Annotated in this window: 29 protein-coding genes and 1 pseudogene; 10 read left to right on the top strand and 20 right to left on the bottom strand. The window is 65.0% G+C overall.

Translation table 11 applies throughout. The annotated features are described in order from the left end of the window. The 3 genes and pseudogenes from BA190_RS36520 to BA190_RS26195 form a co-directional block, all read left to right on the top strand. Window positions 1-185: pseudogene (locus tag BA190_RS36520) on the top strand (hypothetical protein); the annotation flags it as partial. 2 nt (window positions 186-187) lie between these two features. Beyond that, on the top strand, window positions 188-640 hold the full coding sequence (locus BA190_RS26200; RefSeq protein WP_068294798.1) for a periplasmic heavy metal sensor: 453 nt from the start codon (window positions 188-190) through the stop codon (window positions 638-640). A gap of 83 nt (window positions 641-723) precedes the next feature. Continuing rightward, window positions 724-1,023 (top strand): GCG_CRPN prefix-to-repeats domain-containing protein, encoded by a 300-nt coding sequence (locus tag BA190_RS26195; protein WP_068294795.1) that lies wholly within the window; start codon window positions 724-726, stop codon window positions 1,021-1,023. 93 nt (window positions 1,024-1,116) lie between these two features. Here the strand turns inward: BA190_RS26195 and BA190_RS26190 are convergent, their stop codons facing one another. After that, on the bottom strand, window positions 1,117-1,737 hold the full coding sequence (locus tag BA190_RS26190; RefSeq protein ID WP_068294792.1) for an urease accessory protein UreE: 621 nt from the start codon (window positions 1,735-1,737) through the stop codon (window positions 1,117-1,119). A gap of 99 nt (window positions 1,738-1,836) precedes the next feature. After that, complete coding sequence (locus BA190_RS26185) at window positions 1,837-2,094, bottom strand: DUF1272 domain-containing protein (protein WP_068294789.1); 258 nt, start codon at window positions 2,092-2,094, stop codon at window positions 1,837-1,839. 209 nt (window positions 2,095-2,303) lie between these two features. Between BA190_RS26185 and BA190_RS26180 the strand changes: the two genes are divergently transcribed. Continuing rightward, window positions 2,304-2,765, top strand: a complete 462-nt coding sequence (locus BA190_RS26180; protein ID WP_068294786.1) for an Hsp20 family protein — start codon at window positions 2,304-2,306, stop codon at window positions 2,763-2,765. Window positions 2,766-2,986: 221 nt separating this feature from the next. On the opposite strand, the gene BA190_RS26175 is transcribed toward BA190_RS26180, so the two are convergent. Beyond that, window positions 2,987-3,469, bottom strand: coding sequence for a hypothetical protein (locus BA190_RS26175; protein ID WP_068294783.1), 483 nt, complete (start codon window positions 3,467-3,469; stop codon window positions 2,987-2,989). Window positions 3,470-3,538: 69 nt separating this feature from the next. Next, window positions 3,539-4,588 (bottom strand): GTPase ObgE, encoded by a 1,050-nt coding sequence (gene obgE, locus BA190_RS26170; RefSeq protein WP_068294780.1) that lies wholly within the window; start codon window positions 4,586-4,588, stop codon window positions 3,539-3,541. Between the two features lie 426 nt (window positions 4,589-5,014). Between obgE and BA190_RS26165 the strand changes: the two genes are divergently transcribed. Further along, window positions 5,015-6,037 carry a Tim44 domain-containing protein gene (locus BA190_RS26165; protein ID WP_068294777.1) on the top strand — a complete coding sequence of 341 codons (1,023 nt, stop codon included), beginning with the start codon at window positions 5,015-5,017 and terminating at the stop codon, window positions 6,035-6,037. Window positions 6,038-6,135: 98 nt separating this feature from the next. Here BA190_RS26165 and betA read toward each other — a convergent pair whose 3' ends face one another. The 3 genes from betA to betI form a co-directional block, all read right to left on the bottom strand. After that, the gene (gene betA, locus BA190_RS26160; RefSeq protein WP_068294774.1) at window positions 6,136-7,794 is read right to left on the bottom strand and encodes a choline dehydrogenase; all 1,659 of its coding nucleotides are present in this window, start codon (window positions 7,792-7,794) and stop codon (window positions 6,136-6,138) included. Window positions 7,795-7,914: 120 nt separating this feature from the next. Beyond that, window positions 7,915-9,378 carry a betaine-aldehyde dehydrogenase gene (gene betB / locus BA190_RS26155; protein WP_068294771.1) on the bottom strand — a complete coding sequence of 488 codons (1,464 nt, stop codon included), beginning with the start codon at window positions 9,376-9,378 and terminating at the stop codon, window positions 7,915-7,917. 151 nt (window positions 9,379-9,529) lie between these two features. Next, on the bottom strand, window positions 9,530-10,162 hold the full coding sequence (gene betI, locus BA190_RS26150) for a transcriptional regulator BetI (protein ID WP_082980047.1): 633 nt from the start codon (window positions 10,160-10,162) through the stop codon (window positions 9,530-9,532). A 296-nt stretch (window positions 10,163-10,458) separates the two neighbouring features. Here betI and BA190_RS26145 point away from each other — a divergent pair, with 296 nt between their 5' ends. Continuing rightward, complete coding sequence (locus tag BA190_RS26145) at window positions 10,459-10,671, top strand: hypothetical protein (protein ID WP_068294769.1); 213 nt, start codon at window positions 10,459-10,461, stop codon at window positions 10,669-10,671. Window positions 10,672-10,835: 164 nt separating this feature from the next. Here the strand turns inward: BA190_RS26145 and BA190_RS26140 are convergent, their stop codons facing one another. The 8 genes from BA190_RS26140 to BA190_RS26105 all read right to left on the bottom strand — a co-directional run bounded on the left by BA190_RS26140 (window position 10,836) and on the right by BA190_RS26105 (window position 17,820). Beyond that, a complete protein-coding gene (locus BA190_RS26140; RefSeq protein WP_068294766.1) occupies window positions 10,836-11,237 on the bottom strand; it encodes a F0F1 ATP synthase subunit epsilon in 402 nt (133 codons plus the stop codon). Window positions 11,238-11,294: 57 nt separating this feature from the next. Then, on the bottom strand, window positions 11,295-12,725 hold the full coding sequence (gene atpD, locus BA190_RS26135) for a F0F1 ATP synthase subunit beta (RefSeq protein ID WP_068294763.1): 1,431 nt from the start codon (window positions 12,723-12,725) through the stop codon (window positions 11,295-11,297). Window positions 12,726-12,762: 37 nt separating this feature from the next. Continuing rightward, window positions 12,763-13,167 (bottom strand): organic hydroperoxide resistance protein, encoded by a 405-nt coding sequence (locus tag BA190_RS26130; protein ID WP_068294760.1) that lies wholly within the window; start codon window positions 13,165-13,167, stop codon window positions 12,763-12,765. A 39-nt stretch (window positions 13,168-13,206) separates the two neighbouring features. After that, window positions 13,207-14,082: a F0F1 ATP synthase subunit gamma gene (locus BA190_RS26125; protein WP_068294758.1), complete on the bottom strand. Its 876-nt coding sequence runs from the start codon at window positions 14,080-14,082 to the stop codon at window positions 13,207-13,209. Window positions 14,083-14,111: 29 nt separating this feature from the next. Beyond that, window positions 14,112-15,638, bottom strand: a complete 1,527-nt coding sequence (gene atpA, locus BA190_RS26120; protein WP_068294755.1) for a F0F1 ATP synthase subunit alpha — start codon at window positions 15,636-15,638, stop codon at window positions 14,112-14,114. Further along, on the bottom strand, window positions 15,638-16,198 hold the full coding sequence (locus tag BA190_RS26115; RefSeq protein ID WP_068294752.1) for a F0F1 ATP synthase subunit delta: 561 nt from the start codon (window positions 16,196-16,198) through the stop codon (window positions 15,638-15,640). The genes atpA and BA190_RS26115 overlap by 1 nt, the downstream gene beginning before the upstream one ends. Before the next feature lie 447 nt (window positions 16,199-16,645). Continuing rightward, complete coding sequence (gene rpmF / locus BA190_RS26110) at window positions 16,646-16,831, bottom strand: 50S ribosomal protein L32 (RefSeq protein ID WP_068294749.1); 186 nt, start codon at window positions 16,829-16,831, stop codon at window positions 16,646-16,648. 257 nt (window positions 16,832-17,088) lie between these two features. Beyond that, a complete protein-coding gene (locus tag BA190_RS26105; RefSeq protein WP_082980046.1) occupies window positions 17,089-17,820 on the bottom strand; it encodes a transglycosylase domain-containing protein in 732 nt (243 codons plus the stop codon). Between the two features lie 170 nt (window positions 17,821-17,990). Here BA190_RS26105 and BA190_RS26100 point away from each other — a divergent pair, with 170 nt between their 5' ends. After that, on the top strand, window positions 17,991-18,860 hold the full coding sequence (locus BA190_RS26100; RefSeq protein WP_068294742.1) for a LysR family transcriptional regulator: 870 nt from the start codon (window positions 17,991-17,993) through the stop codon (window positions 18,858-18,860). A 6-nt stretch (window positions 18,861-18,866) separates the two neighbouring features. Here BA190_RS26100 and BA190_RS26095 read toward each other — a convergent pair whose 3' ends face one another. After that, window positions 18,867-19,292: a cupin domain-containing protein gene (locus BA190_RS26095; protein ID WP_068294739.1), complete on the bottom strand. Its 426-nt coding sequence runs from the start codon at window positions 19,290-19,292 to the stop codon at window positions 18,867-18,869. Between the two features lie 112 nt (window positions 19,293-19,404). After that, on the bottom strand, window positions 19,405-20,289 hold the full coding sequence (locus BA190_RS26090; protein ID WP_068294736.1) for a LysR substrate-binding domain-containing protein: 885 nt from the start codon (window positions 20,287-20,289) through the stop codon (window positions 19,405-19,407). Window positions 20,290-20,358: 69 nt separating this feature from the next. Between BA190_RS26090 and BA190_RS26085 the strand changes: the two genes are divergently transcribed. Further along, window positions 20,359-21,282, top strand: coding sequence for a DMT family transporter (locus BA190_RS26085; protein ID WP_068294733.1), 924 nt, complete (start codon window positions 20,359-20,361; stop codon window positions 21,280-21,282). Between the two features lie 9 nt (window positions 21,283-21,291). Here BA190_RS26085 and BA190_RS26080 read toward each other — a convergent pair whose 3' ends face one another. Continuing rightward, a complete protein-coding gene (locus BA190_RS26080; RefSeq protein ID WP_068294730.1) occupies window positions 21,292-22,179 on the bottom strand; it encodes a LysR family transcriptional regulator in 888 nt (295 codons plus the stop codon). A 263-nt stretch (window positions 22,180-22,442) separates the two neighbouring features. Between BA190_RS26080 and BA190_RS26075 the strand changes: the two genes are divergently transcribed. After that, a complete protein-coding gene (locus BA190_RS26075; protein ID WP_245314961.1) occupies window positions 22,443-23,510 on the top strand; it encodes a YeiH family protein in 1,068 nt (355 codons plus the stop codon). Here BA190_RS26075 and BA190_RS26070 read toward each other — a convergent pair. Together BA190_RS26070 and BA190_RS26065 are read right to left on the bottom strand one after the other, a co-directional pair. Further along, the gene (locus BA190_RS26070) at window positions 23,497-24,504 is read right to left on the bottom strand and encodes a pyridoxamine 5'-phosphate oxidase family protein (RefSeq protein WP_068294727.1); all 1,008 of its coding nucleotides are present in this window, start codon (window positions 24,502-24,504) and stop codon (window positions 23,497-23,499) included. The two genes, BA190_RS26075 and BA190_RS26070, sit on opposite strands and share 14 nt — an antisense overlap. Window positions 24,505-24,642: 138 nt before the next feature. Continuing rightward, the gene (locus tag BA190_RS26065) at window positions 24,643-25,254 is read right to left on the bottom strand and encodes a glutathione S-transferase family protein (RefSeq protein ID WP_068294724.1); all 612 of its coding nucleotides are present in this window, start codon (window positions 25,252-25,254) and stop codon (window positions 24,643-24,645) included. A gap of 124 nt (window positions 25,255-25,378) precedes the next feature. On the opposite strand from BA190_RS26065, the gene BA190_RS26060 reads away from it, so the two are divergent. Continuing rightward, window positions 25,379-26,302 (top strand): LysR family transcriptional regulator, encoded by a 924-nt coding sequence (locus tag BA190_RS26060; RefSeq protein WP_068294721.1) that lies wholly within the window; start codon window positions 25,379-25,381, stop codon window positions 26,300-26,302. Window positions 26,303-26,345: the final 43 nt, after the last annotated feature.

The following is a 26,345-nucleotide window of genomic DNA, read 5'->3' as shown; positions in this document are numbered from 1 at the left end:
GGGCCCGCCGCTGGTGGCTGGGGCTCGGCCTGGCGGGCGCCGGCCTTGCCGGCGCCCTGGCCGGAACCCTGGCGATCGCCCTGCTCGATACACCGGCGAGGACGGAGCATCTCGGCCTGGGCACGACAGTCACGGCCTTTGGAGATGCCGGACCCGATACGGAGATCAGCGAGGAAGGATCGTAAACATGGCCGGCTCGCGCCTTCCCCTCGTCGTCTCGATCACCCTCAACATCTTCCTGGTCGGGGCGATCGCCGGCGGCATCGCCTGGTTCGAAGCGCGCAGATCCATGCCGCGCGCCTCGCTCCAGGCCCTGGGCAACCAGCTTCCGGCGCCGGAACGCGACGCCTTCTACAAGACCCTGCGCGAGGCGCGCCATCAGGCCCGCCAGACCATCCTGGACGGACAGCAGGCCCGGCGCGATGCCGCCGCTCTGCTGCGGCAGCCGACACTGGATGCCCCGGCCCTGCTTGCGGCCCTGGAACGCGCCCGCATCGCCGACTCCGCCATGCGGGCCGCGCTCGAACAGCGCATCGTCGAATTCGCGGCCACGAGTTCGCCGGCCGATCGAGCCATCCTGGCCGAGGGGCTGAGCCGCTATATCCACGCGCCGCCGCCGCCGAAAAAAACAGCCCAATAGCGACGGATTTCCCTGCGGCCCGCGTTCAAGCTTGCAGGAGGCCACACCGGCCTTCCGCAAGCAGTACCCGGTGGAGTTCCATCATGAAGCGTATCATTCAAATCGCCGCCATCGCCTCGCTCGGCCTGCCTGGCCTGGCCGCCACGACGATAGGCGCCTCAGCCATGCCGCTGGCTTCTCCCGCCCCGGCCTCCGCACCTCTGGTGCAGCAGGTGGCCTGGGGCTGCGGCCCTGGCTGGCGCCCCAACATCTGGGGGCGTTGCGTACCGCAATATCCGGTCTACAGCTATGGCAGCTATGGCTGGAGCCGCCCCGTCTACTATTATGGCTGGGGCGGGGGATGGCATCGCCCCTATTACAGGCACCCCTGGCATCGCTGGTAGGTCCAGCAGCGACGGGCTGATCGCTCAAAGCACCGGATTCGAGATCGGATCCGGTGCGGCAAATCCTGTCGTCGCTTCCCGGCAGTGTGCCGCTCAGTCGTGGCCGTGCTTGCCGTGATGCCCATGATCATGGTCGTGCCCACAGCCGCAAGCCTCGCCATGATCGTGGTGATGGTGGCCATGATCGTGATCGTGATCGTGCTTATGCCCGTGATCATGGTGATGATGGTCATGCTTGTGGTCATGGCCGTGATGATGGCCATGATCATGCCCATGCGCGTCGTGGCTGTGATCTCCGCCCTCCGGCTGGAATGGCCCTTCGATCGCCACGACCTTGGCGCCGAGCCCTTTGAGGACCTCGGCAATCTCGGCATCCTGGCGAATGCGCAGCCATTTCGTCCCGATCTCGGTTTCGCGATGGCGGTCACCGAGATGCCAGGCCAGGCGCATCAGGTGCAGGGGATCGCGGCCCTTGATCTCGAGCAGCGGCTCCGCCTCGGCCACGATCTCGATCAACCGGCCATCCTCCAGCCGATAGGCATCGCCATGGGCGAGGGCCGGCGCCTCGGCAAGATCCAACAGGATATCGAGGCCGCCCACCGTCTGCACCACGCCCTGGCGCTGGCAGCGATCCTCGAAGGTCAGCACGACGCTGTCGGCAATGGACTTGGCTTCGACCTCGCGGGCCGGCACGAAGGAATGGGCGTGAAGCATGGATGTTTCCTGCAGGGATGTTCACTGCCTCATATAGACTGCTTCGCGCCGATGTGCAGGGGCGAAATCATCGCGAGGCAGGCGAACGACGTCCACGGCTCAGGCCGCATCGCGCTTGGCAAGACAGTCGCCGTTGCGCAGCACACGCTCGGTCGAAGGGGGATATTTGGCCAGCAGCGCGGCAGGACGAACCGGCCTGCGCACGAGGTCGCCGCCGCAATTGGGACAGGTACCGGCGAAGACATTCGCGGCGCAACCGGCGCAGAAGGTGCATTCGAAGGTACAGATCATCGCTTCACGCGCTTCGGGAGGCAGGTCCTTGTCGCAGCATTCGCAATTGGGGCGCAGTTTCAGCATGGCTTACCTTGGAGAACGGCCTGGAACGACGTCATCTTGCGCGATCGGGCGGACAAGACAAGCCCGGTCAAGAATCGAAACCCTCCCCCTTGAAACCGCCGGAACCCGCACCAAATCATGGTTTGTGCAGGCCCGGACGGGCTGCACATGTCAGCTCCGGCCAGATGGCGGAGCATTTCAACGGCTTGTCGCTTCAAAGGAGGATAGCCATGCGTCAGTTTGATTTTTCGCCCCTTTACCGTTCCACCGTTGGTTTCGACCGCCTGTTCTCGGCGCTCGATCAGGTTGCCGGCATCGATGCTTCGGCCACCACCTACCCGCCCTACAATATCGAGCGCACCTCGGATAACACCTATCGCATCTCGGTTGCTGTCGCCGGCTTCGCAGAGAGCGACATCGCCATCGAAGTGAAGGAAAATTCCCTCACCATTCGCGGCGAGAAGTCCGAGAGCAAGGAAGCCGGCAAGGGTGAGATCCTGCATCAGGGTATCGCCGCCCGCGCTTTCGAGCGCCGCTTCCAGCTCGCCGATTACGTTCAGGTGACGGGTGCCAGCCTCGAGAACGGCCTGCTCCATGTCGATCTTGTCCGCGAGATCCCGGAGGCCAAGAAGCCCCGGCTGATCCCGATCAATGGTTCGGCTCCCCGGCAGGTCGAAGCCAAGGCCGCCTAAGCCAACAGGATAGAACTGAAAGTCAGGGCGCTCCGGGAAACCGGGGCGCCTTTTGCGTTGGGGACTTCTGCCAACGGCATTGATGTTCGACCGATCGAGCACCGTCATTGCGAGCGTAGCGAAGCAATCCAGTGCTGGAAAACGTGGTGGCCATGGCTCCTGGATTGCTTCGCTACGCTTGCAATGACGCACGGGTCAAGCATAGCCGCCGTTTTGATTCCTCAGCACCCCGGCGCGATCTGGCGGTAGCGGCACCAACCCGGCGTCAGCTGCCCCCTCGAATTGAGCGGGTAGGCGTAGCGTCCGGGCGTTCGCAGCGCCGGGGGCGGCACGGTGAGCGGGACGATGCGGGGCACCGGCTTGATTTCAGTCTTCTGCAGCGGAGGCATCGGCCTCAGGGCCTGCGATGCCGGCAGTGCCGCACCGCTGCCCCGCAGCGGCACCACGGCGACGATCTTGCCGCTCTGATCGTCGACGGTCACACGCACGCGCCGACGCTTGGCGTCAACGGCAGCTGCGTAATAGAAATTGAGGTCATGGGTCACGCCGCCGATGCCGGAATAGCCGGCCTGCGTCATCACTCGGATCGCAGCCTTCGGCGTCAGCGTATCGGCAAGCGCGGGCACGGCCACGACCAGGGTCGCAAGGGCCAGGAAGGCCCCGGCCAACAGGCGCGACAGCGCTGTCGTCTTGCTCAAGGCCATTGCTTCAACTCCTGCCGCCATCCGATATCTCAACACTGACCAGGGCTGAAAAGTTCACGGCGATCCGGTTCAGGGCTGCCAGGTATTGTTCTTTTCCAAAACCGGCTTTTCGATGATGGCGTCGGCGGCCTTGGCCGCACCGATCACCTCGAAAAGCTCGCGCAAGGCCTCCTGCACGCCGGCGCCGGAGATGGACGACAGGATGATCGGCGTCTTCTTCGCCGCCCGCTTCAGCCGCGCCACCTGTTCCTTCAAGAGTTCAGGCGAGAGCGAATCCGTTTTCGACAGCGCCACGATCTCCGGCTTGGCGGCGAGGTCTTCGCTATAGGCCGCCAGTTCGTTGCGAATGACCTTGTAGGCCTTGCCGGCATGCTCGCAGGTACCGTCGACCAGATGCAGCAGCACGCGGCAGCGCTCGACATGGCCGAGGAAGCGGTCGCCGAGGCCGTGTCCTTCATGCGCGCCCTCGATCAGGCCGGGAATGTCGGCAAGCACGAATTCACGCCCATCCACCCTGACGACGCCGAGGCCGGGATAGAGCGTGGTAAAGGGATAGTCGGCGATCTTGGGCTTGGCGGCCGTCACCGAGGCCAGGAAGGTCGACTTGCCGGCATTGGGCAGGCCGACAAGGCCGGCATCGGCGATCAGCTTGAGGCGCAGCCAGATCGTCTTCTCCTCGCCCGGCAGGCCGGGATTGGCGCGGCGCGGCGCCTGGTTGGTCGAGGTCTTGAAATAGGCGTTGCCGAAGCCGCCATTGCCACCCTTGCAGATCAGGGCGCGCTGGCCGACCTCGGTGAAGTCGGCGATCATGGTCTCGCCGTCCTCCTCATAGATCTGGGTACCGACCGGCACCTTCAGCACCACATCGGCCGAATTGGCACCGGTGCGGTTGCGGCCCATGCCGTGCATGCCCACGCGCGCCTTGAAATGCTGCTGGTAGCGATAGTCGATCAGCGTGTTGAGATGGTCGACGCATTCGGCCACGACCGAACCGCCCTTGCCGCCGTCACCGCCGTCGGGCCCGCCGAATTCGATGAATTTTTCACGCCGGAAGGACACCGCCCCCCCACCGCCATCGCCGGCTTTGACATAGATCTTGGCTTGATCGAGAAACTTCATGGCTCGGTTCTATTCCCAATGGAAGATGGTCAAGCCAGATCCGAAACGAGGTCTCTCGGCCAATTCTCCCGTCACGCAAGCCGAACGGCCCACGCTCACACTGTCGATGCTGTCACGCTGATGGGGCTGACATAGTGCCTTTGCGGGAAAAAAGCGAGGGATTTCACATTGGCCGCCGGCTCGCCCCGCCGCAGGCCATCGGCCCGCCCCCGATCGTCCCCGGCAGCCCCGGCTTTCCCGCTTCGCCGGGACGCCGGCGGCAATGATTACAGGAAATACACTTGCAACCATGTGGCCATGTCCCCACATTTCACCTGCGGGCCGGGCCCCTCTGACGTCGCGCTTGATGCGCACGTGATGTCGGACCGCTGAAAAAGGGCCCGTTCGCAGACATCGAAGCGGGCAACAGCAAGATAGGTTGCCGATATGCGCTTCAGCAAGACTCGTCTCTTTTCCCTGGTCACCGCCCTCTCCCTGGCGTTTACGCTGGCGGCGGTGGATCTGTCCGAAGCCCGCCGCGGCGGCAGCATCGGCAGCCGCGGGGCGCGTACCTATGATTCCGTGCCGGCCACTCGTACCGCGCCGGACCAGGCCGCGCCGGTGCAGCGTTCGATGACGCCCAATCCCGGCCCGAGCGCGACCCAGCCCGCTTCGCCGCTGGCGCAAGGCGCCGCGCAGCAGCGGCCCGGCCTGTTCGGCGGCGCCGGCGGCCTGATGCGCGGCCTTTTGGTCGGCGGCCTGATCGGCGCGCTGCTGGGCTATGGCTTCGGCGGCCTCGCCGGCATGCTCGGCTTCCTGCTGCAGGCGGCCCTGATCGCCGTGATCGCCTTCTTCGCGATCTCCTGGTGGCGTTCGCGCCGCACGCCCTCGACTGCGACGGCAGGCGGGCCGCAAATGTCGCGCGGCTTCGACTTTGGCAACCAGGGCTTTGGCAATCAGGGCTTGGGCAATCAGGGCTTCAACCGCGACGCGCAGCCGACCACGAGCGGCCGCACCGGTTTCTTCGGCCTGTCATCCCCGGCGGCCGCCAGCCCTGCCCGTGGCGAGGCGCTGGAGACCACGCAGGCCGATCTCGACACCTTCGAGCACCGGCTGACCGAGGTCCAGGATGCCTTCGCCAAGGAGGATCACGCCGCCCTGCGCCGCCTGACGACGCCGGAAATCGTATCCTACTTCTCCGAGGAGCTGGCCGACAACGCCAAGCGCGGCGTCCGCAACGATGTGCGCGACACACGCCTGCTCCAGGCCGACATTGCCGAAGCCTGGCGGGAGGGCGATGAGGACTATGCCAGCGCCGCCTTCCGCTACCAGTCGGTCGACGTCCTCAGGGACCGCACCACGGGCGCGATCGTCGAAGGCAAGGACGAGCCGAGCGAAACGACGGAGATCTGGACCTTCGTGCGCCGCCGCGGCGAAGACTGGAAGCTCTCGGCGATCCAGGAAGCGTGACGGTTTGAACACTCGTCGGGCTGGCCTTCAGGCCAGCCCGACCTGCCATGTCTGACGACTTTTCCGCCATCTGCAGTGGCTTACATGTGCGGCTGCAACTATCGCTGCTTCGTCTCCCAATCCTTTGCCTGATAGACCGGTGCATTGGAGGGCGGTAGCAGCGGCTTGCCGAGGATGTGGTCGGATGCCTTCTCGCCGATCATGATCGAGGGCGCGTTGAGGTTGCCGTTGGTGATCAGAGGGATGATCGAGGAATCCGCGATGCGCAGATTCTCCAGGCCCACCACGCGGGTCTCGAAATCCACCACCGTCATCGGGTCGGCCGGATCACCCATCTTGCAGGTACCGGAGGGGTGGAAGGCGCTCTCGACATGCTGGGCGATGAAGGCGTCGATCGCCTCGTCCGAGGTGACGTCGGCACCGGGCGAGATCTCGCGGCCGCGATAGGGTTCGAAGGCCTTCTGCTGGAAGATTTCGCGGGTCAGCCGGACGCAGGCCCGCATCTCCGTCCAGTCGTCGGGATGGCTCATATAGTTGAAGCGGATCAGCGGCGCCTCGCGCACGTCGCGCGATTTCAGGCGGATATGGCCACGGCTCTTGGAGCGCATCGGCCCGACATGGGCCTGGAAACCATGCTCGGAGGCAAGCGAATTGCCGTTGTAGCTCACCGCCATCGGCAGGAAATGATACTGGATGTCGGGATAGGGAATGCCGGCGCGCGAACGGATGAAGCCGCAGCTCTCGAAATGGTTGGTGGCGCCGAGGCCGTCCTTGCGCAGCAGCCATTGCACGCCGACCATGCCCTTGGCGATCGGGTTGGTGACGGAGTAGAGGGTGATCGGCTGCGTGCTCGCCATCTGGAAATAAAATTCGAGATGGTCCTGCAGATTCTCGCCAACGCCCGGCAGGTCATGCACGACGTCGATGCCCTGGCCCTTGAGTTCGGCCTGCGGCCCCACGCCCGAAACCTTCAGAAGCTGGGGATCGTTGATCGGCCCGGCGGCCAGGATCACCTCACGCCGCGCCATCACGCGCTTGAGCACGGAGCCCTGCCAATATTCGACGCCGACCGCCTTTCTGCCCTCGAACAGGATGCGGCTTGCCAGCGCATGCGTCTCCACCGAGAGATTGGCCCGTTTCATCGCCGGCTTGAGATAGGCATTCGCGGTGGACCAGCGCCGACCCTTATGGACCGTCATGTCCATGCGGCCGAAACCCTCCTGCTGATAGCCGTTCACATCACCGGTAGCGGGATAGCCGGCTTCGACGGCTGCATCGATGAAGGCCTGGTAGAGCGGGTTGGCGAGCTTGCCATAGGAGGTCTTGAGCGGACCGTCGGCGCCGCGATATTCGTCGCCGCCCTCCTCGCGTCCTTCCGCCCGGCGGAAATAGGGCAGCACGCCGGCATAGTTCCACCCGCGCGCGCCCGCTTCCTGCCAGGCGTCGTAGTCCAGGGCATTGCCGCGGATATAGACCATGCCGTTGATCGAGGACGAGCCGCCCAGCACCTTGCCGCGCGGCGTGTGCAGGCTGCGTCCCCCCAGAGCCGGTTCCGGCTCGGCATGGTAGCGCCAGTCATAGCGCGGCGAGTTCATCGGGATGGAGAGCGCGCTCGGCATCTGGATGAACACCGAGCCGTCGCTGCCACCGAATTCCAGCAGCTTGACGCGATTCGTACCATCCTCCGTCAGCCGGCTGGCCATCACGCAGCCTGCCGAGCCGGCGCCCACGATCACATAGTCGAATGTCTCAGTCATGGTTCAATCCCGGGGTGCGCGGACGTCTCGTCCGCTCGTCCCATCCTGCAATCGTCGCGTTTCCAGGTGCGGACGCCGGGACATGCCGGCATGTCGCTGTGACGTCCGCGTTCCCAGAGCTCAGTACGGCGCGTCGATGTCGCCCAGGGCGACGTAGACGCTCTTGATCTGGGTGTAGTGCTCCACCGCCGCGCGCGAATTCTCGCGCCCGAGGCCGGAGAGCTTCACCCCGCCGAAGGGCAGCTCGATCGGCGTGACGTTGTACTGGTTGATCCAGCAGGTGCCGGCCTCGAGATTGGCGATGACGCGATGACCGCGGGAAAGGTCGTTGGTGAACACGCCAGCCGCCAGGCCATATTCGGTGTCGTTGGCGCGGGCGACCACCTCGTCCTCGTCGTCGAAGCTCAGCACGGTCATCACCGGGCCGAAGATCTCCTCGCGCACGATGGCCATGTCGTCCTGGCAGCCGTCGAAGATGGTGGGGGCGACGAAGGCGCCCTTGGCGAGCGCGCCGGTGGTGACCCGATGGCCTCCGGTGAGCAGCTTCGCCCCTTCTGCCTTGCCCTTCTCGACATAGGACATCACCTTTTCCAGATGCTCCTGGCTGACGAGCGCGCCGACATGGGTGTTGGGATCGAGGGGATCGCCGATCACCATCTTCTCGACGCGAGCCTTGAGTTTGGCGAGGAAGGCGTCCTTCACCGATTTGTGCACGAAAACGCGCGTGCCGTTCGAGCAGACCTCGCCGGCCGAATAGAAATTGCCGAGCAGGGCGCCGGAGACGGCATTGTCGAGCTTGGCGTCCTCGAACACGATCAGGGGCGACTTGCCGCCGAGTTCGAGCGTGACGTGCTTCAGCGTCTTGGCCGCGTTGGCCATGATGATACGGCCGGTGCCAGCTTCGCCCGTCAGCGAAATCTTCTTGATGGCGGGATGGGCGACCAGCGCCTTGCCGACACGGGCATCGCCCTGCACCACGTTGAAGACGCCATCCGGCAGGCCGGCTTCCTTGAAGGCCTCGGCGAGGTAGGGCGCGGTCAAAGGCGTCACCTCGGAGGGCTTGAAGATCATGGCATTGCCGCAGGCGAGCGCCGGGGCGGATTTCCAGCAAGCGATCTGGATCGGGTAGTTCCAGGCACCGATGCCGGCGACGACGCCGAGCGGCTCGCGGCGGGTGTAACCGAAGGCAGACGGGCCGAGATCGACATGCTCGCCGGTGAGGGTGGCGGCGATGCCGGCGAAATATTCCAGGCAGTCTGCACCCGACAGCACGTCGACGGCGATGGTTTCCTGGATCGGCTTGCCGGTATCGCGGGTCTCGATCTCGGCCAGTGCCGCATTCTTCTCGCGCAGGATATCCGCCGTGCGCTTGAGGATGCGGCCGCGCTCGGCGCCCGTCATGCGCGACCACACCTTGAAGCCAGCCTTGGCCGCCTCGATCGCCCGCTCGATGTCGGCTTCACCGGCCTGCTCGACCTCGGCGATGGTCTCGCCGGTGGCCGGATCGACCGAGGGGAAGGTCTCGCCCGAGGTGGCGTCGACGAAGGCGCCGCCGATATGGTTCTTCACAACGCCGTAGCGCATTCTTCAAACTCCCCGCCTGGAAGGGCCGCCGCTTTATCGGGACCGTTTTCCGTTTTTCGATAAGAACTCAACTTCCAAATGCGAGCCGGCGCCCTGGTGTCCGGCAAAGGCCCCAGCGCCAAATGTCAGCGCCGGGCTTCAACGCAAGATTTCAACGACCGAGGCCGAGCAGCATGAACTGGCTGTCGACGAAGCCGGTTGCCACGCTCCTGGCCATGCGGCCATCCGGATCATTGGCCAGGGTGGCGCGCAGCCACAGCCCGTCGATCATCGCCGCGATGGTCTCGGCCAGCGCCCGCGCCGGTTCCGGCCTGAGCACCGGGAGCAGCGCATGGGCAAGATTGCCCGCGATGCGGCGATGATAGGCCCGCTGCACCCGGGCAAAGCGCGGCGAATGCGGCACCTGCCCCCAGAAAGCCAGCCAGACCGTGCCGATGCGCCGTTCGAACTGGCTGACGCCGAGCATGGTCTCGATCACCGCCTGGACACGGGCCCGCGGCGTCGTGGCGTCGCGCAGGCGTGCGGCTGCCCCCCGCGACAACTGCCGGGCGAGATGGCGCAGCGTGGCTTCCAGCAGCCCGTCCTTGTCCCCGAAATAGAAGGAGACCAGGCCGGTGGAGACGTCGGCACGCCGGGCAATCTCAGCAATCGTCGTGGCATTGAAGCCGACTTCGCCGATCGCCTCGATGGTCGCCTCGATCAGCTGGCGACGCCGCACATCGCCGGCGTCGACTCGACGCAGACGGATCGGACGTTGATTGGACGAGGTGAGCTGAGCGGCCATGGCCAATACAATATTTTGAACGTTCAATCAGTCAAGAGCGGATCGCCGTCCCGGCGCTGATTCTTCATGGCGATCGGAACTGGAAATCGGCGTGACGATCCCCTTTCCATTTTCTTGCGAAGTCGGGCATGCTGGCTGGCGACGAGCCAAGGCTTTTGCGATTTGCGGAATCACCGGAAATCGCGGAGGCGCTCTGGCCAATCCTTTGGATTGGCTTGAAAATAAGGAGTTGGAGCAGACAAGCGTTCAGACATGAACGCGCTTTGCTTCAGGAATCAGACGGGAGGAACAACCGGATGCGCGACAAGTCGACCGACGGCCAGCTCGTACCAGGGCTTAATGTCATCGAGACGACAGAAACAGATAATGTCCTGCGCTGGGACGGCCATATGGTCTATGTCGAGCACAAGGTCTTCCATAACGGGCAGGTGGTGCATGAACGCTACAAGCGCCGCGTCACGACCGAAGTCGCCAAGGCCCTGCTGACCACGATCCAGCTGAACGGTTGAATGAAGCGGCCGGACTGCCGCTCCATGCCGGCATGCCGCGCCCCCCCTGCACGGGCGCGTCCCTCCCGCCAGGCCTTCATGCGCCGACCATGGCCGGCAGCCTTCGCAAAAACAAAAAGCGCGCCGAAGCGCGCTTTTCCGATTTGAAGAATTGGTGAGCGAACTCAGCTCAGGGCCTTCTGCAATTCCTTGATCTGGCCGAGCTTGAGGTCGGCCAGGGCCTTGGCGGCATCGTCGACGGCGGCCTGGACCGCAGCCTCGGCGGCCGCGATTTCCTGGCTCAGCTTGTCGGGGGTCATTTCCTCGATCGGAACAGCCTGCTCGGCCAGGATGGTGAGCCCCTGCGGATTGACGTCCGCAAAGCCCCCCCGAACGAACAGGTGACGGGAAGAGCCGCCGACGGTTTCCTTGACCACGATGATGCCGGGCCGGATGGTCGACATCACCGGAGCGTGCTGGGACAGCACCTCGAAATCGCCTTCGCTGCCCGGCACGACGACGGATTCGACAGGGCCGGAGAACAGCAGCTTCTCAGGCGTGACGAGTTCGAATTGGAAGCTGGCCATCGATGCGGTCCTTGATTTCCAGAAGGGAGGCGCCTGGCGGCGCCCCCGTTAGCGGTGTTACGCAGCCTCGGCGGCGAGGCGCTTGCCCTTCTCGACGGCCTGCTCGATCGTGCCGACCATGTAGAAGGCGGCTTCCGGCAGGTAATCGTACTGGCCTTCCACGATGCCCTTGAAGCCCTTGACGGTGTCCTCGATCGGAACCTGCACGCCGTCCGAGCCGGTGAAGACCTTGGCGACGTCGAAGGGCTGCGACAGGAAGCGCTCGACCTTGCGGGCGCGGGCCACGGTCAGCTTGTCCTCTTCGGACAGTTCGTCCATGCCGAGAATGGCGATGATGTCCTGGAGAGACTTGTAGCGCTGCAGGATCTGCTGCACCGAACGGGCCACCGCGTAATGCTCCTCGCCGACCACGGCCGGAGAAAGCATGCGCGAGGTGGAGTCGAGCGGGTCCACCGCCGGATAGATGCCCTTTTCGGCGATCGAACGCGACAGCACGGTCGTGGCGTCAAGATGGGCGAAGGAGGTGGCGGGCGCCGGGTCGGTCAAGTCGTCGGCCGGCACGTAGATGGCCTGCACCGAGGTGATCGAGCCCTTGGTCGTGGTGGTGATGCGCTCCTGCAGCGCGCCCATGTCGGTGGCGAGCGTCGGCTGGTAGCCCACGGCCGAAGGAATACGGCCGAGAAGCGCCGACACTTCAGAGCCCGCCTGGGTGAAGCGGAAGATGTTGTCGACGAAGAACAGCACGTCCTGGCCCTGGTCGCGGAAGTTCTCGGCGACGGTCAGGCCGGTCAGGGCGACGCGGGCACGGGCGCCCGGCGGTTCGTTCATCTGGCCGAACACCAGGGCACACTTGGACTGGATGCCCTTGGGGTTGTGCGGATCGTCGTTCACGCCGGCTTCGATGAACTCGTGATAGAGGTCGTTGCCTTCGCGGGTGCGCTCGCCGACGCCGGCGAACACCGAGAAGCCGCCATGGGTCTTGGCGATGTTGTTGATCAGTTCCTGAATGAGCACGGTCTTGCCGACGCCGGCGCCGCCGAACAGGCCGATCTTGCCGCCCTTGGCGTAGGGAGCGAGGAGGTCGACGACCTTGATGCCGGTGACCAGGATCTGGGCTTCGGTCGACTGCTCGGCGAAGGTGGGCGCCGCAGCGTGGATCGGGCGAACGCCGTCGCCATTGACCGGGCCGGCCTCGTCGATCGGCTCGCCGATCACGTTCATGATGCGGCCGAGCGTGGCATTGCCGACGGGCACCGCGATCGGGGTGCCGGTGTCGGTGACTTCCTGGCCGCGGACCAGACCTTCGGACACGTCCATGGCGATGCAGCGCACGGTGGACTCGCCCAGATGCTGGGCGACTTCCAGCACGAGGCGCTGGCCGTTGTTGGTGGTCTCAAGCGCGTTCAGAATCTCGGGCAGATGCTCGTCGAACTGGACGTCGACGACGGCGCCGATGACCTGCACAACGCGTCCGGTCTTGTTGGCCATGGGGTTCTCCAAAAGTCTCTTCTATACTTGAAACGGGTCAGACGACGGTCAACGTAACCGGGACGTTGTTACGGGTCGCGCGGGAATAGGGGCAGATCTGGTGGGCGTCTTCGACCAGCGCCTTGACGGCGGCGGGATCGGCACCGGGAACATGCACCTTCAGCTCCACCGCGAGGGCGAAGCTGACATCGTCCTTGCTGAGGGTGACCTGGCAGGTGATCTTGGCGGTGTTGCCGTCGATGCCATGCTTGCGGCCGAGGGCCACGATCGCCTGGCCGTAGCAGGCCGAATAGCCCAATGCGAAGAGCTGCTCGGGGTTGTGGCCTTCGCCATTGCCGCCCAGCTCCTTGGGGAACGCCATGGCGAGCGCCAGCCCGCCATTGTCGAGAATCGCGCGGCCTTCACGGCCACCCTTGGTCGAGGCAGAAGTCGTATAAGACATCACGAATCTCCTTGTTCCCGTTTACCGATCGTTACCGTCTCAGAGTGCTTCCGCACCCGAGATGATTTCGATCAGTTCCTTGGTAATCATCGCCTGGCGCGTGCGGTTGTAGGTGATCGTCTGCTTCTTGATCATCTCGCCGGCATTGCGGGTGGCGTTGTCCATGGCGCTCATCTGCGCCCCGTAGAAGGAGGCGTTGTTCTCGAGCAGCGCACGCAGCACCTGCACCGAGATGTTGCGCGGCAGGAGGTCGGCGAGGATGGCGCCTTCGTCCGGCTCATAGTCATAGGCAACTTTCTGCGCACCTTCCTGGACAGCCGGTACTTCGGCCGGAATCAGGCGCTTGGCGGTCGGGATCTGCGAAATCACCGACTTGAAGGTCGAATAATAGAGCGTGCAGACGTCAAAGGCGCCTTCGGCATAGAGCTTGCGGATCTTCACACCGACCTGGTCGGCATGCTCGAAGCCGAGCTGACGAACAGAGCGGAAGTCGACCAGCTCGATGATGTGCTTCTCGAACTGGCGCTTGAGCACGTCATAGCCCTTGCGGCCGACACAGAGGATCTTGACCGTCTTGCCCTGGCCGAGCAGCGCCGTCGCCTGTTCGCGGGCGAGACGGGCGATCGCGGTGTTGAAGGCACCGCACAGGCCGCGCTCGCCGGTGCAGACCACCAGGAGATGGGTCTGGTCCTTGCCATTGCCCGCCAGCAGCGGCGGGGCCTGGCGCGGATCGGCGATCGAGCCGGCCAGATTGGCCAGCACGGCGTCGATGCGCTCGGCATAGGGACGCGCCGCCTCGGCCGCCGTCTGGGCGCGGCGCAACTTGGCGGCCGCGACCATCTGCATGGCCTTGGTGATCTTCTGCGTCGCCTTCACCGAGGCAATGCGGTTTCTAAGGTCCTTAAGCGATGCCATCGCTTCGCCTTCCTATCAGTGCTTGCGGATCAGGCGAAGGTCTTGGCGAACGCCTCGACCTGGTCCTTGAGCTTGGCGGCAACGTCGTCGCTGAGATCGCCGGAGGAACGGATCGCCTCGAGGATCGAGCCCTCGGCGCGCAGCTTGGCGAGCAGGCCGGTTTCGAAGGGCTTCACCTTGCTGACCTCGATCTTGTCGAGATAGCCGTTGACGCCGGCATAGATCACCACGACCTGCTCTTCCATCTTCAGCGGCGAGAACTGGCCCTGCTTCAGGAGCTCGGTCAGGCGGGCGCCGCGGGCGAGCAGGCGCTGGGTGGTGGCGTCGAGGTCGGAACCGAACTGGGCGAAGGCGGCCATTTCGCGATACTGGGCGAGCTCGCCCTTGATCTTGCCGGCAACCTTCTTCATCGCCTTGGTCTGGGCCGAGGAGCCGACACGCGACACCGACAGACCCACGTTCACGGCGGGGCGGATGCCCTGGTAGAACAGGTCGGTCTCGAGGAAGATCTGGCCGTCGGTGATCGAGATCACGTTGGTCGGAATGTAGGCCGACACGTCGTTCGCCTGGGTTTCGATGACCGGCAGGGCGGTCAGCGATCCCAAACCGGCGTCCTTGCCCATCTTGGCGGCGCGCTCGAGCAGGCGGGAGTGGAGATAGAACACGTCGCCCGGATAGGCTTCGCGGCCCGGCGGACGGCGCAGCAGCAGCGACATCTGGCGATAGGCGACGGCCTGCTTGGAAAGGTCGTCATAGATGATCACGGCATGCATGCCGTTGTCGCGGAAATATTCGCCCATGGCGCAGCCGGCGAAGGGCGCCAGGAACTGCATCGGGGCCGGGTCGGAGGCGGTCGCGGCGACGACGATCGAGTAGTCGAGCGCACCGTTCTCCTCCAGCACCTTCACGAACTGGGCGACGGTGGAGCGCTTCTGGCCGACGGCGACGTAGACGCAATAGAGCTTCTTGGTCTCGTCGTCGCCCTGGTTGAGCGGCTTCTGGTTGAGGATGGTGTCCAGCGCCACGGCGGTCTTGCCGGTCTGGCGGTCGCCGATGATCAGCTCGCGCTGGCCGCGGCCGATCGGGATCAGGGCGTCGATGGCCTTCAGGCCCGTCGCCATCGGCTCGTTCACCGATTTGCGCGGGATGATGCCGGGAGCCTTGACATCCACGCGGGCGCGGGTGTCGGCCTGGATCGGGCCCTTGCCGTCGATCGGGTTGCCGAGGGCGTCGACGACGCGGCCGAGCAGGCCCTTGCCGACGGGCACGTCCACGATGGCGCGGGTGCGCTTGACGGTGTCGCCTTCCTTGATCTCGCGGTCCGAACCGAACAGCACGATACCGACATTGTCGGTTTCGAGGTTCAGCGCCATGCCGCGCACGCCGCCGGGGAACTCGACCATTTCACCGGCCTGGACGTTGTCGAGGCCATAGACGCGGGCAATACCGTCACCGACGGAGAGAACCTGACCGACTTCGGAGACTTCGGCTTCCTGGCCGAAATTCTTGATCTGGTCCTTCAGAATGGCGGAAATTTCTGCGGCGCGGATGTCCATCAGCCGACCTCTTTCATGGCGATCTTGATCGATTGGAGTTTGGTCTTGAGCGAGGCGTCGATCATACGGCTGCCGATCTTGACGATCAGACCGCCGATCAGGCTCGGGTCGACCTTGACGTTGAGGGTAACATCCTTGCCGGTCGCGCTCTTGAGCGAGTCCTTGAGGATATTGAGATTGTCGTCGGAAAGCGGCTGGGCCGCCGTGACTTCGGCGCTCGCCTGTCCGCGCGCCTTGGCGACCAGCGCGGTGAAGGCGGAGATCATGTCGCCAACCGCGAAGAGGCGGCGGTTATGGGCGGCAAGCTTGATGAAATTGGCGGCAATACCACCGATACCGGCGCGCTCGAGCACGGCCGTCACGGCTTTGGTCTGCTCTTCGGAGGAAAAGACGGGGCTGCGGACGAGGCGCTTGAGATCGGCGCTTTCCTCGACGAGGCCATTGAAACGGCCGAGATCGGCAGCAACGGAATCGATGGCGTTCTGCTCACTGGCGAGCTCGAACAAGGCATTGGCATAGCGGCTTGCCATGCCGGATACGATCGGTTCTTCCCCTGCCACCGCGTGTCTCTCTGCTGAAACCACTTCGGGAGAACAGCAGTCCAGCCGGGATTCCCCGCACCCGACCGCCCAACCCCTTGGCGGATATGTTGAATTTCCTCACGGTTGCAGGAAGGACAAGGTCCCGCCCCCGCAACACGAGCGCTCACCTAACACACAGGCTTGGCCGACGCAACATGAGGGAAACACCGAAAACGCGGCGAAAAAACCTCAATCCACCGGCAGAACCCGCCCCGTTTGTCACGGTTCTCGAATGAGAGCGGCGAGGACGCCTTCCGCCATCCCGGATCGGAGGTCGGATTCGACCACACGCTTGCGCGTTACGTCCCGTGTTTCAGTGCAAGAAAAGTTCCGGGGCCCCGCCCCGGTGCCCGTACTCAAGACAAACAAAAGGGCCGGCAATCAGCCGGCCCGGACGAGATGCCGCGCGGAGAACCGCGCCGGCTCTCAGGCGTCGGACTTCTGGGTCAGGATCTGGCGGCCGCGATACATGCCGGTCTTCAGATCGACATGGTGCGGACGGCGCAGTTCGCCCGAATCCTTGTCCTCGACATAGGTCGGGGCCTTGAGGGCATCAGCGGAACGGCGGAAGCCGCGCTTCATGCGGGAGGTTTTTCGCTTCGGAACAGCCATTGGGGTATCTTCTTCGTGGCGTGCGGATGCCGTGACAGTCACGACAGGCCGATGACAAAATCGATTGAAGGCGCAGCCTATACAGGAAGAGAACTCAGGAAGAAAGAGGCTGGAGCGAGATTCTTTCGCGCGGGAAACGCCACGCCTGGGACCGCGGACGTCTCGTCCGCCTCTTGGAAGCATAGTGCATGCCGGAAGGAAGAGCGGACGAGACGTCCGCCGTCCCAGGCATTCCCCCTCCCCCGAATCTCCATAGCCTATCTCACACAGTCGAAATAGCCGGACGAGTTGCGGGCACGATTGACGATCAGGCCGGCCAGGTTGCGCAGGCGCCGCGTCGGCGAGCCGGCACTGCGCCGGATCGGATTGGGCAGCACCACGGCGAGTTGAGCCGCCTCGCGGGCATTGAGCCTGGAGGCCGGCTTCTTGAAATAATGCTGGGCCGCGGCTTCGATGCCGTAGATGCCATCGCCCCATTCGGCCACGTTGAGATAGACCTCCAATACCCGCTTCTTCGACCAGACCAGGTCGGTCCACACTGCCAGCGGCACCTCGAGCGGCTTGCGGGCAAAGGCCGGCAGCGGCCATAGATAGAGGTTCTTCACGGTCTGCATGGCGATGGTAGAGGCACCGCGCGAAGGGCCCTTTTCACCGCCGCGCTCCAGGACATCGGCGATCGCACCGAAATCGACGCCCCAATGGCGGCAGAATTGGCCGTCCTCGGAGGCCATCACCGAAAAGCGGGCGACCGGCGCGATATTCTCGATCGGCGTCCAGCGCCTGTCGACGGCCTGGCCGGTGAGATAGCGCCCCAGCATGGGCAGCGATATCGGCGGCACCACCGTATAGACGATGGTGAGCACCACCGGCAGGGCAGCGAGCCCGATCGCAACCATGACGAGGCGCCGCCATAGCGTGCGCGAGCTTCTCCTGACGGCCATTGCAACCCCAAGTTTCGGCCTGTCTTCGGGCGCTGCCGCGTCAGCCATCACCCCTGCCCGATCCCTCGTTTCACGCCTCGTCATAGCGCAAAGCGCCAGCCCGCGCATCCGGCTCGTAAGAAAGAGGCGACAGCGGCGCCCGCGGCCGGCGCCCGCGCTAGGCAAGAAGGCTGGCACCCCTCATATTAGGAGAACTGCTTCGCCAGGCTTCATCGATCATGCATCCTAATATCACCTTCACCCAGTTGCGCTGTTTCGTCGCCGCGGCCGAAACCGGCGGTTTCACCGCCGCCGCCCAGCGCATCCACCTCACCCAATCGGCCGTGAGCCAGGCGATCGCCGGGCTGGAGGATGCCCTCGGCGCCAAGCTGCTGACCCGCACGCGCGTCGGCGTGAAGCTCACCGATCTCGGCGAAGCCGCCCTGGTCGAGGCGCAGGCCCTGCTGGCGGGCGCCCAGCGCCTGGCCGCCGTCACCAAGGCCAGCGACAAGCTTTCCGGTACGACGCTGCGCATTGGCTCGGTGCAGAGCGCGGCAGCCAAACTGCTGCCGGGCTGGCTCAAGCCGTTCCGGGCGCTCTATCCGCAAGCCGGCATCACCCTGCATCTGGGCACCGACGAGGAAGTGAACGATTGGGTGCTTGCCGACGCCGTCGATATCGGCATCAGCGGAGAACCGCATCCCGAACTCGACAATACCATCGTCGCCAACGACGATTTCGTGTTGATTCTGCCCGGCGGCCACCCCCTGGCCAAGAACGCCTCGATCGGCCTGGAGGCGATCGATGGCGAGCGCGCCATCTTTTCGGGCGGAGGCGGCAACCGCCAGCTCGACGACGCGCTGGCGGCAGCCCGTAGCAAGCCGAACATCCTGTTCCTGGTGCGTGACAATGCCACCATCTTCGGCATGGTGCGCGAGGGCATCGGCCTCACCGTCATGCCCGACCTCACCTTGCCGGACGACACCAGCGGCCTCGCAGTCCGCCGGCTGACGCCGCCGCTGCGCCGCGACCTGCATGCCTCCGTTCGCAAGCAGGACATCAGTCCCGCCGGCCAGGCCTTCCTGGAACTGCTGCCGATCGGCAAGTAGCGTGCTTCAGTTCAGGGGAGCAGGCACCAGCCCGTATCGCCGCATGATCGCGCCCATCTGGGCAAGATCGGGCGTGTCGGACGCCAGCAGTGCCGCCACTTCGCGAAAGTAGTCGATGCCGAGCACGCCGGGCGTCAGCACGACGAGGCAGGTCGCCGGCACCGGCCCGTCATTGCGGAAGGCATGGACAGTGCCGCGCGGGATGAAGAGCGTCTCTCCCACACTCAATCCAACTTCGCCGTCTCCGATTCGGAAGGTCATCTCGCCTTCGAGGCCATAGACCGTTTCATCCCAGCTTTCGTGATAGTGCGCGACCGGCATGCGGGCGTGTGGTTGAACGACCATCTCGAACATATCGAGGCTGCCCCACGTGTCCGCCTTGCTGTGCAGGAAGCGAAGTTCCAGGCCCTTGATGCTGATGATTTCCGGCATGATGCAGTCCCCGGTCGACAGTTCCGAGACAGAGATGAGCGGTCGTTCCCTATGAGCTTGCGCTCCAATCCCCTCCCCGACAAGGGCGGACTTTGCCTTCCGGCGCAGCTTCTCAGGCGGCCTCGGCCGCGGTCTCCAGCAGCCAGGCCAGGAAGAGTTCCGCGCCCCGGCGGATGGGCGGGCGGGCGCGCACCCAGTAATTGCCGAGCAGCAACCCTTCCTGCAGGCCGACGACGGCAAGCAGACCGTTGCGTAGTTCCCGCTCGATCAGACGCGGCGAGGCCAGCGTCATGCCGAGGCCCGCGCTCGCCGCTTCCCAAGCCGCATCGTCGATCTCGAAGCGATTGGCCATGCGCACCTCGCGCCATTCGACGCCATTGACCTCTGCCCAGCGGCGCCAGTCCCAGTCGTCCTGCGTCGCCGAGATCAGGGCTCCCGAAGCAGCCAGTTCGGCGGCACCGGCATCGCGATAGCGGGCGGCCACATCGGGTGCGGCCACCACGACGCAGACATCGTCGAACAGCACTGCTCCTCCCTGGACGGGATTTTCCGCGCGCGAATAGCCGATGACGAGATCGATATCGTCATGATCAGCCATGGCCGAGACCGGTGTCTCCAGGCGGACACGGATGGAAGGATGAGCCTGGCGGAAGCGTCCGAGGCGCGGAATCAGCCAGCGCAAGGCCAGCGACACCGAGGCGCGCACGAGAACCTCGTTGGCGTCGCGCTGCAGCGCCGAGGCTGCCGAGGCGATGATGTCGAGCGCCGGTGCGGTCGCTGCCGCAAAACGGGCGCCCTCCGCCGTCAGCTCGATGGCATTGTTGGAGCGGGCGAACAGGCGCACGCCGAGCCCTTCCTCCAGATGGCGCACCTGGTGGCTGACGGCGCTGGCCGTCACGCCCAGTTCCTCGCCCGCCGCCTTCAGGCTGCCGAGGCGAGCCGCCGCTTCGAAGACGCGCACGGCGTTGAGGGATGGAAGACGACGAGGCGCCTGCATCGATTTTCCTCATGCAGCAATCAAAGAACGCGTTTGTTTGCAGGGATGAAATCTGTGACCTCATCAAGCATGACGATTGCAGCAAAATCAACGCCGCTGGCCGGGGCGCCCGGCATGAGTGCCAACGCCAGGGGTGCCCTCTGGCTCCTGATCGGCACCGCTTTGTTTACCCTGATCTTCGCCTCGGGCCGTTTTGCCGGCCCCTTGCTCGCGATCCCTCAGATCCTGCTGCTGCGCTATGCCAGCGGCTTCGTCACCCTGCTCGTCGTGGCCAAGGCTGGCGGACATTCGCTCGTTAGCCTGCGCAGTCCGCGGCCGGGCCAGCATTTCCTGCGCGCCTGCTTCGGCTGTTTCGGCGGCCTGTCGGCCATCTATGCCGCCGCCCACATGCCGGTTGCCGCCGCCAGCGCCATCGGCCTGCTCGAAGGCATCTTCGTGGTGGCGCTTGCCGTGGTCATGCTGGGTGAGACCGTGGGCTGGCGCCATTGGCTGGCCGGCCTCACCTGCGGCCTCGGGGCGCTCGCGGTGGTGATCGGCCAGCACTCGGCCACCACGCCGTTCGGCGACGTCACCATCCCCGCGGCGATGGCGCTGCTCGGCGCCGTGCTGATGGCATTCGAGATCATCTATGTGAAACGGCTGACCAAGGGCGACACGCCGCTTTCCATGCTGGCCCATGTCAACCTGTTCAGCTTCCTCCTGATGCTGGTGCCGGCCTGGCTGAGCTGGAAGAGCGTCGGTCCCGGCCCGATCCTGGCCTGCCTGATGCTCGGGCCAGTGGCGATCCTCGCCCAATATTGCAATATCAGGGGCTATCGGCTCGCGGACATCGCCGTGGCCGGGCCGATCGGCTATAGCTGGATCGTGTTCGCCGCCCTGCTCGGCCTCCTCGCCTTCGGCGAGGTTCCCGACCTCAAGGCCGGGCTCGGCTGCCTCACCATCCTCGCCGGCGGCTATTGGCTGACCCGGCTCCCCGCGACCAGCGGCGGCTGAGAGACGATCTCACCCGCCGGTCTGGGTGATCACCATCTCCAGCATCTGAGAGGCCTTGGTGCGGTAACGCTCGCGGTGGCGCAGCATGCGGAAGGCGCGGGGCGGCATGTCGAAGGCGATTCGCACCAGCCGCCCCGCCTGCAAATCGGGCGCCGCCACCAATTCCGACATCACGGTCGCAAAAGGCCCCGAGCGCACCGCCGAACGCACGGCCTCGTTGGACGGCAGCACCAGGGCGATCTCGAGGGCGGCCGGATCGACGTCCCGCCCCCGCAACGCCTCCTCGAAGACGGAGCGGGTGCCCGACCCTTCCTCACGCATGATCCAGCGCGCAGTGGCGATGTCATAGGGCCGCACCGTGCGCCCGTCGGCCCAGGGATGGCCCGGCGCCACCACCACGATCAGGCGGTCATGCGCCACCGTCTGCACCGACAGGGCCGGCTCGTCGATGGCGCCCTCGATGAAGCCGATCTCGGCCGCCCCCTCCAGCACGGCCTGGGTGACGCTGAGGGTATTGCCGATCTCCAGCCTGAGATCGACATGTGGATGGACGTCGTGATAGCGCGCCAGGAAGGGCGCTACCCAATAGCTCGCAATGGTCTGGCTGGCATGCACCACCAGCGAGCCCCGCGCCCCGCTGCCGAGTTCGGACAGAGCCAGTTCCGCCGCCTTGGCCGAAGCGAGCGTCGCCCGCGCCGTCGGCAGGAATTCCCGCCCGCCCGGCGTCATCTCGATGCGGCGGCCGACGCGATGGAACAAAGCCGCGCCATAACGATCCTCCAGCACGCGGATGGCGGAGCTCACGGCAGAGGGCGTGAGGTGAAGTTCGCCCGCCGCCTGCGTCAGGTGCTCGCGCTCGGCCACGGCCACGAAAATCCGCAATTGTTCCAGGGTCATCTCGCGATCGTTCGCTGCGTTTGCGATCCGCAAAGATGGTGAACAGGAAACAAGGAAACGCTTCGCTTGTCATCACCGGGCTTGACCCGGTGATCTAGCCTGGATGCCCGGGTCAAGCCCGGGCATGACAAATCCGAGCCGTCAGCGGCCATTTGACCTCCTCAAACCAATCATTCGATTTAATCGAATGATCTCTACACTATTTTGAAATGGATTGAACAGAGCCAATAAGGCAGAAGAAACCTGTGAATTGCAGGTGGATCATGAGCAGCAAACTCGGCAGCCGGTTGAGCGACATGACGGGACTTCGCGGGATTCTTCCCGGTGCAGGCCTGTGCATCATCGTCACCGCCCTCGCCATGGCCGCCGAGCTCATCGAGACCACATTGTTCGGCAAGGCCTGGCTGGAGGCTCTCGTCCTCGCCATCCTGATCGGCGCCCTGATCCGCACCTTCGCCCAGCCGCATGCCCGCTTCGATCGCGGCATCACCTTCGGCGCCAAGACCCTGCTCGAGGTCGCCGTCGTCCTGCTCGGCGCCTCGGTCAGCGCTGCTGCCATCGCCGATGCCGGGCTCGGCCTGATGGCGGGCATTGCCGGCGTGGTGATGGTGTCGATCATGCTGAGCTTCGGCATCGGCCGCGCCTTCGGCCTGCCGCACAACATGGCCCTGCTGGTCGCCTGCGGCAATTCGATCTGCGGCAACTCCGCCATCGCGGCGACGGCGCCGGTGATCGGCGCCAACGGCAAGGACGTCGCCGCTTCGATCGCCTTCACCGCCGTGCTCGGCGTGGTTGCCGTGATCGGCCTGCCGCTGCTGGTGCCGGCCCTCGACCTCACCCCAGGCCAATATGGCGTCTTCGCCGGACTGACCGTCTATGCCGTGCCGCAGGTTCTCGCCGCCACCGCGCCCGTCGCCGCCCTCAGCGTGCAGATCGGCACCCTGGTCAAGCTCGCCCGGGTGCTGATGCTCGGCCCGGTCATCGTGATTCTGGCCCTCGTCAGCGATATCAGGCGCAAGGCGGATGCCTCGGCAGCGGGCATGCCCGCCCAGGCGCGCCCCCGCCTCAGCCAGATCGTACCCTGGTTCATCATCGGCTTCCTGGCGATGATGGCTTTGCGCTCCTTCGGCCTCCTGCCGCAGGCCTCGCTGCAGCCGATCGCCTCGGCGGCCAACACGCTCACCATCGTCTCGATGGCCGCGCTCGGCCTCACGGTCGACATCCGCGCCGTCGCCAAGGCCGGACCGCGCGTGACCTCGACGGTGATTCTGTCCCTGCTCGCCCTCGGCGTGATCAGCTACGCGCTGATCGTCCTGCTCAAGGTTGCCTGAAGACCGTTTTCAGCACGGCGCGCGCCTCGTCCCAGTTCCCCGTCGCGAGCGAATGCGGCGAGGCACCGCCTTCGGGTGAATGCCAGCGCAGCGGCAGGGCGCCCGGCCGCCATACGATCTGCTTCGGCCGAAACCGCAGCAACTGCTCGGCACCTTCGAAGGCGGCGATCTCCGGCCCCTCCAGGATCACCTCACCGTCCCCCGAAAGCTGGAGCAGGTCCCCCCTCTTGAAATCGACGAAGGTGAAGCCACAGCGCGGATCGACCAGGATGTTGCCCAGCGTGTTGAAAAAGAGGTTGCCGGCAAAATCCGGCATCAGCAGGCTGCCGTCATCCTGCATCGCCACGAAGCCCGGCCTGCCGCCGCGATGGGAGACGTCAACCTGCCGGTGCCCGTCCGCGCCCACCACCGAAGACGCGATGAAGAGCGTCTCGGCACCGGCGATCAGGGCCGCCGCGGAACCTTCGACGCGATCGAAGTGCTGGGCCGGCAGCGTGGAAACCGCGGCCGGATCGCGCGTGAAGCTGAAGTCGCGCAAGCGGATATAGCGCGGGCAATTGCCGAAGCTCTCGCCGACCTCGATGTCGAAGGCATCGGGGCCGGTGCGCAGCACCGTGCCGTTGAGCCGGTTGCGCCGCCTGGTATGCAGCTCGATACCGAGCAGGCCGATCGCGGCACCATTCCCCAGGCCAGAGGCCGCGGGGTCATCGGGAGCAGCCGCAGCCTCCACATGCAGCGTGTGGGGCTCGGGCGAATGGAGGAATCCCGGCCGGCCGGCCAGGATCGTCGCCCAGATCTCGCCGGCACGATCGGCGGCTCCGACGACGATGAAGGGAAGCAGCGGGTAGAATTCGCGATGCTGCTCGATCAGATGGTCGCGCAGCACGCGCCGCCCGACCATATCCATGCGCTCGGCAGCACCGGCCCGGCGCTGCAGGGCTAGCTCGCCCTCATGCCACGGCGAATCCGTGGCAACATCGACATTGCCATCCATGACATTTGCCTTTCCAGAAACGATGAAACGCGGCCCCGCCGAGACACTCCTGGGACCGCCAGCATCCTGCTGGCTCTTGGACACACCATGCTCCGAAGAAAGAAGAGCCAGCAGGATGCTGGCGGTCCCAGGAAAGAATCAGGCGGCCAGGCCGATTGCGGTCTTCTGGAACGGCACGAAGCCCGGCAGGGCCTCGACATGGCCCAGCCAGGCGCCGATCTGCGGATAGGGCGTCAGATCGACATTCCCCTCCGGGGCCGAAGCGATGTAGCTGTAGAGCGCCACATCAGCTGCGGTCGGGCGGTCGAGAACGATCCAATCGTGTCCGATCAATTCTTCGTTGATCAGTTTGAGGATGGCGTGCGCTGCCACCAATGTCTGCTCGACATCGTATTTGGCCCCGAAGACCGTGATCAAACGAGCGGCGGCCGGCCCCATACGGAGCTGGCCGGCTGCCACCGAGAACCAGCGTTGCACGGCGGCCGCAGCGGACGGCTCGGTCGGGAGCCAGTTCTCCAGGCCGAGCTTGCGGGCGACATAGACGATGATGGCGAGCGAATCGGGCACGATCACGCCGCCATCATCCAGGACCGGCACCTGGCCCAGCGTATTGAGCTTGAGGAAATCCGGCGTCTTGTGCTCGCCGGCCTTCAGGTCGACGCCGACCAATTCATGCGGCACGCCCACCAGCGACAGAAACAAGTGGGCCCGATGGGAATGGCCCGACAAGGGATAATGATAGAGTTTCATGGCTGACCTCCACGCCGATACCGGCGCTATCGGAGGATTTTGATCATTTCGATACAGATAGAGAATATCGATTGATTGGAAGGCATCATTCCAGATATCGAAACAATCAGAAAAGGGAGGCGTCATGGATCGCTGGCAGGCCATGCGGGTGTTCGTGAAGGTGGCCGAGAGCGGCGGCTTCGCCGAGGCCGCCCGTCGCCTGTTCATGAGCCCGCCCGCGGTTACCCGGGCCGTCGCTTTTCTCGAAGATGCCATCGGCGCGCAGCTTCTGGTGCGCACCACCCGGTCGCTCAAGCTCACGGAGACCGGAGAACGCTACCTGCATGACTGCCAGCGCATCCTGGCCGACCTTGCCGACGCCGAAGCGGCCGCCGCCGGTTCCTACACCACGCCGACTGGCACGCTGATCGTCACCGCGCCCGTGATGTTCGGCCAGCTCCATATCCTGCCCGTGGTGATGGACTATCTCGGCCGGCATCCGGTCGTGAGCGCGCAGACCCTGTTTCTCGACCGCATCACCAATCTGGTCGAGGAGGGCATGGACGTCGCCATCCGCATCAGCCATTTGCCGGATTCGGAGCTGACGGCGATCCGCGTCGGCAGCATGCGGCGGGTGATCTGCGCCTCGCCCGCCTATCTCGCCGAGCATGGCCAGCCGCGCAATCCGGCCGACCTTGCCGGCCACAGCGTCATCGCCAGGATCGGCGCCTGGCCGCGGCTGGAATGGCGCTTCGGCCGCGACGAGAAGATCCATGTCGGCATCCAGCCGCGGCTGATGTGCAATCTCAACGAATCGGGGATCTCGGCTGCCATCTCGGGCTGGGGGCTGGTGCGCGTCTTCGCCTATCAGGTCGATGCGGCCCTGAAAGAAGGCACGCTTTGTACGGTGCTGACCGAGTTCGAGGAAGAGCCGGTGCCGATCCATATCGTGCATGCCGGTGGCCGGGCTCCCTCCGCCAAGGTACGCTCCTTCGTCGACTTTGCCGTGGAACGCCTGCGGGCGAACCCGATCTTCGGAGACCTTGCGCAGGCTCGCCCATCCTCCTAGATAGGAGACGTCGTCAACCCCGGTGAGTGAGAAGCAATGGATC

The sequence above is a fragment of the Labrys sp. WJW genome (assembly GCF_001676615.1).
GTDB lineage: Bacteria > Pseudomonadota > Alphaproteobacteria > Rhizobiales > Labraceae > Labrys > Labrys sedimenti.
This window is presented reverse-complemented; position numbering and strand designations above follow the sequence as displayed.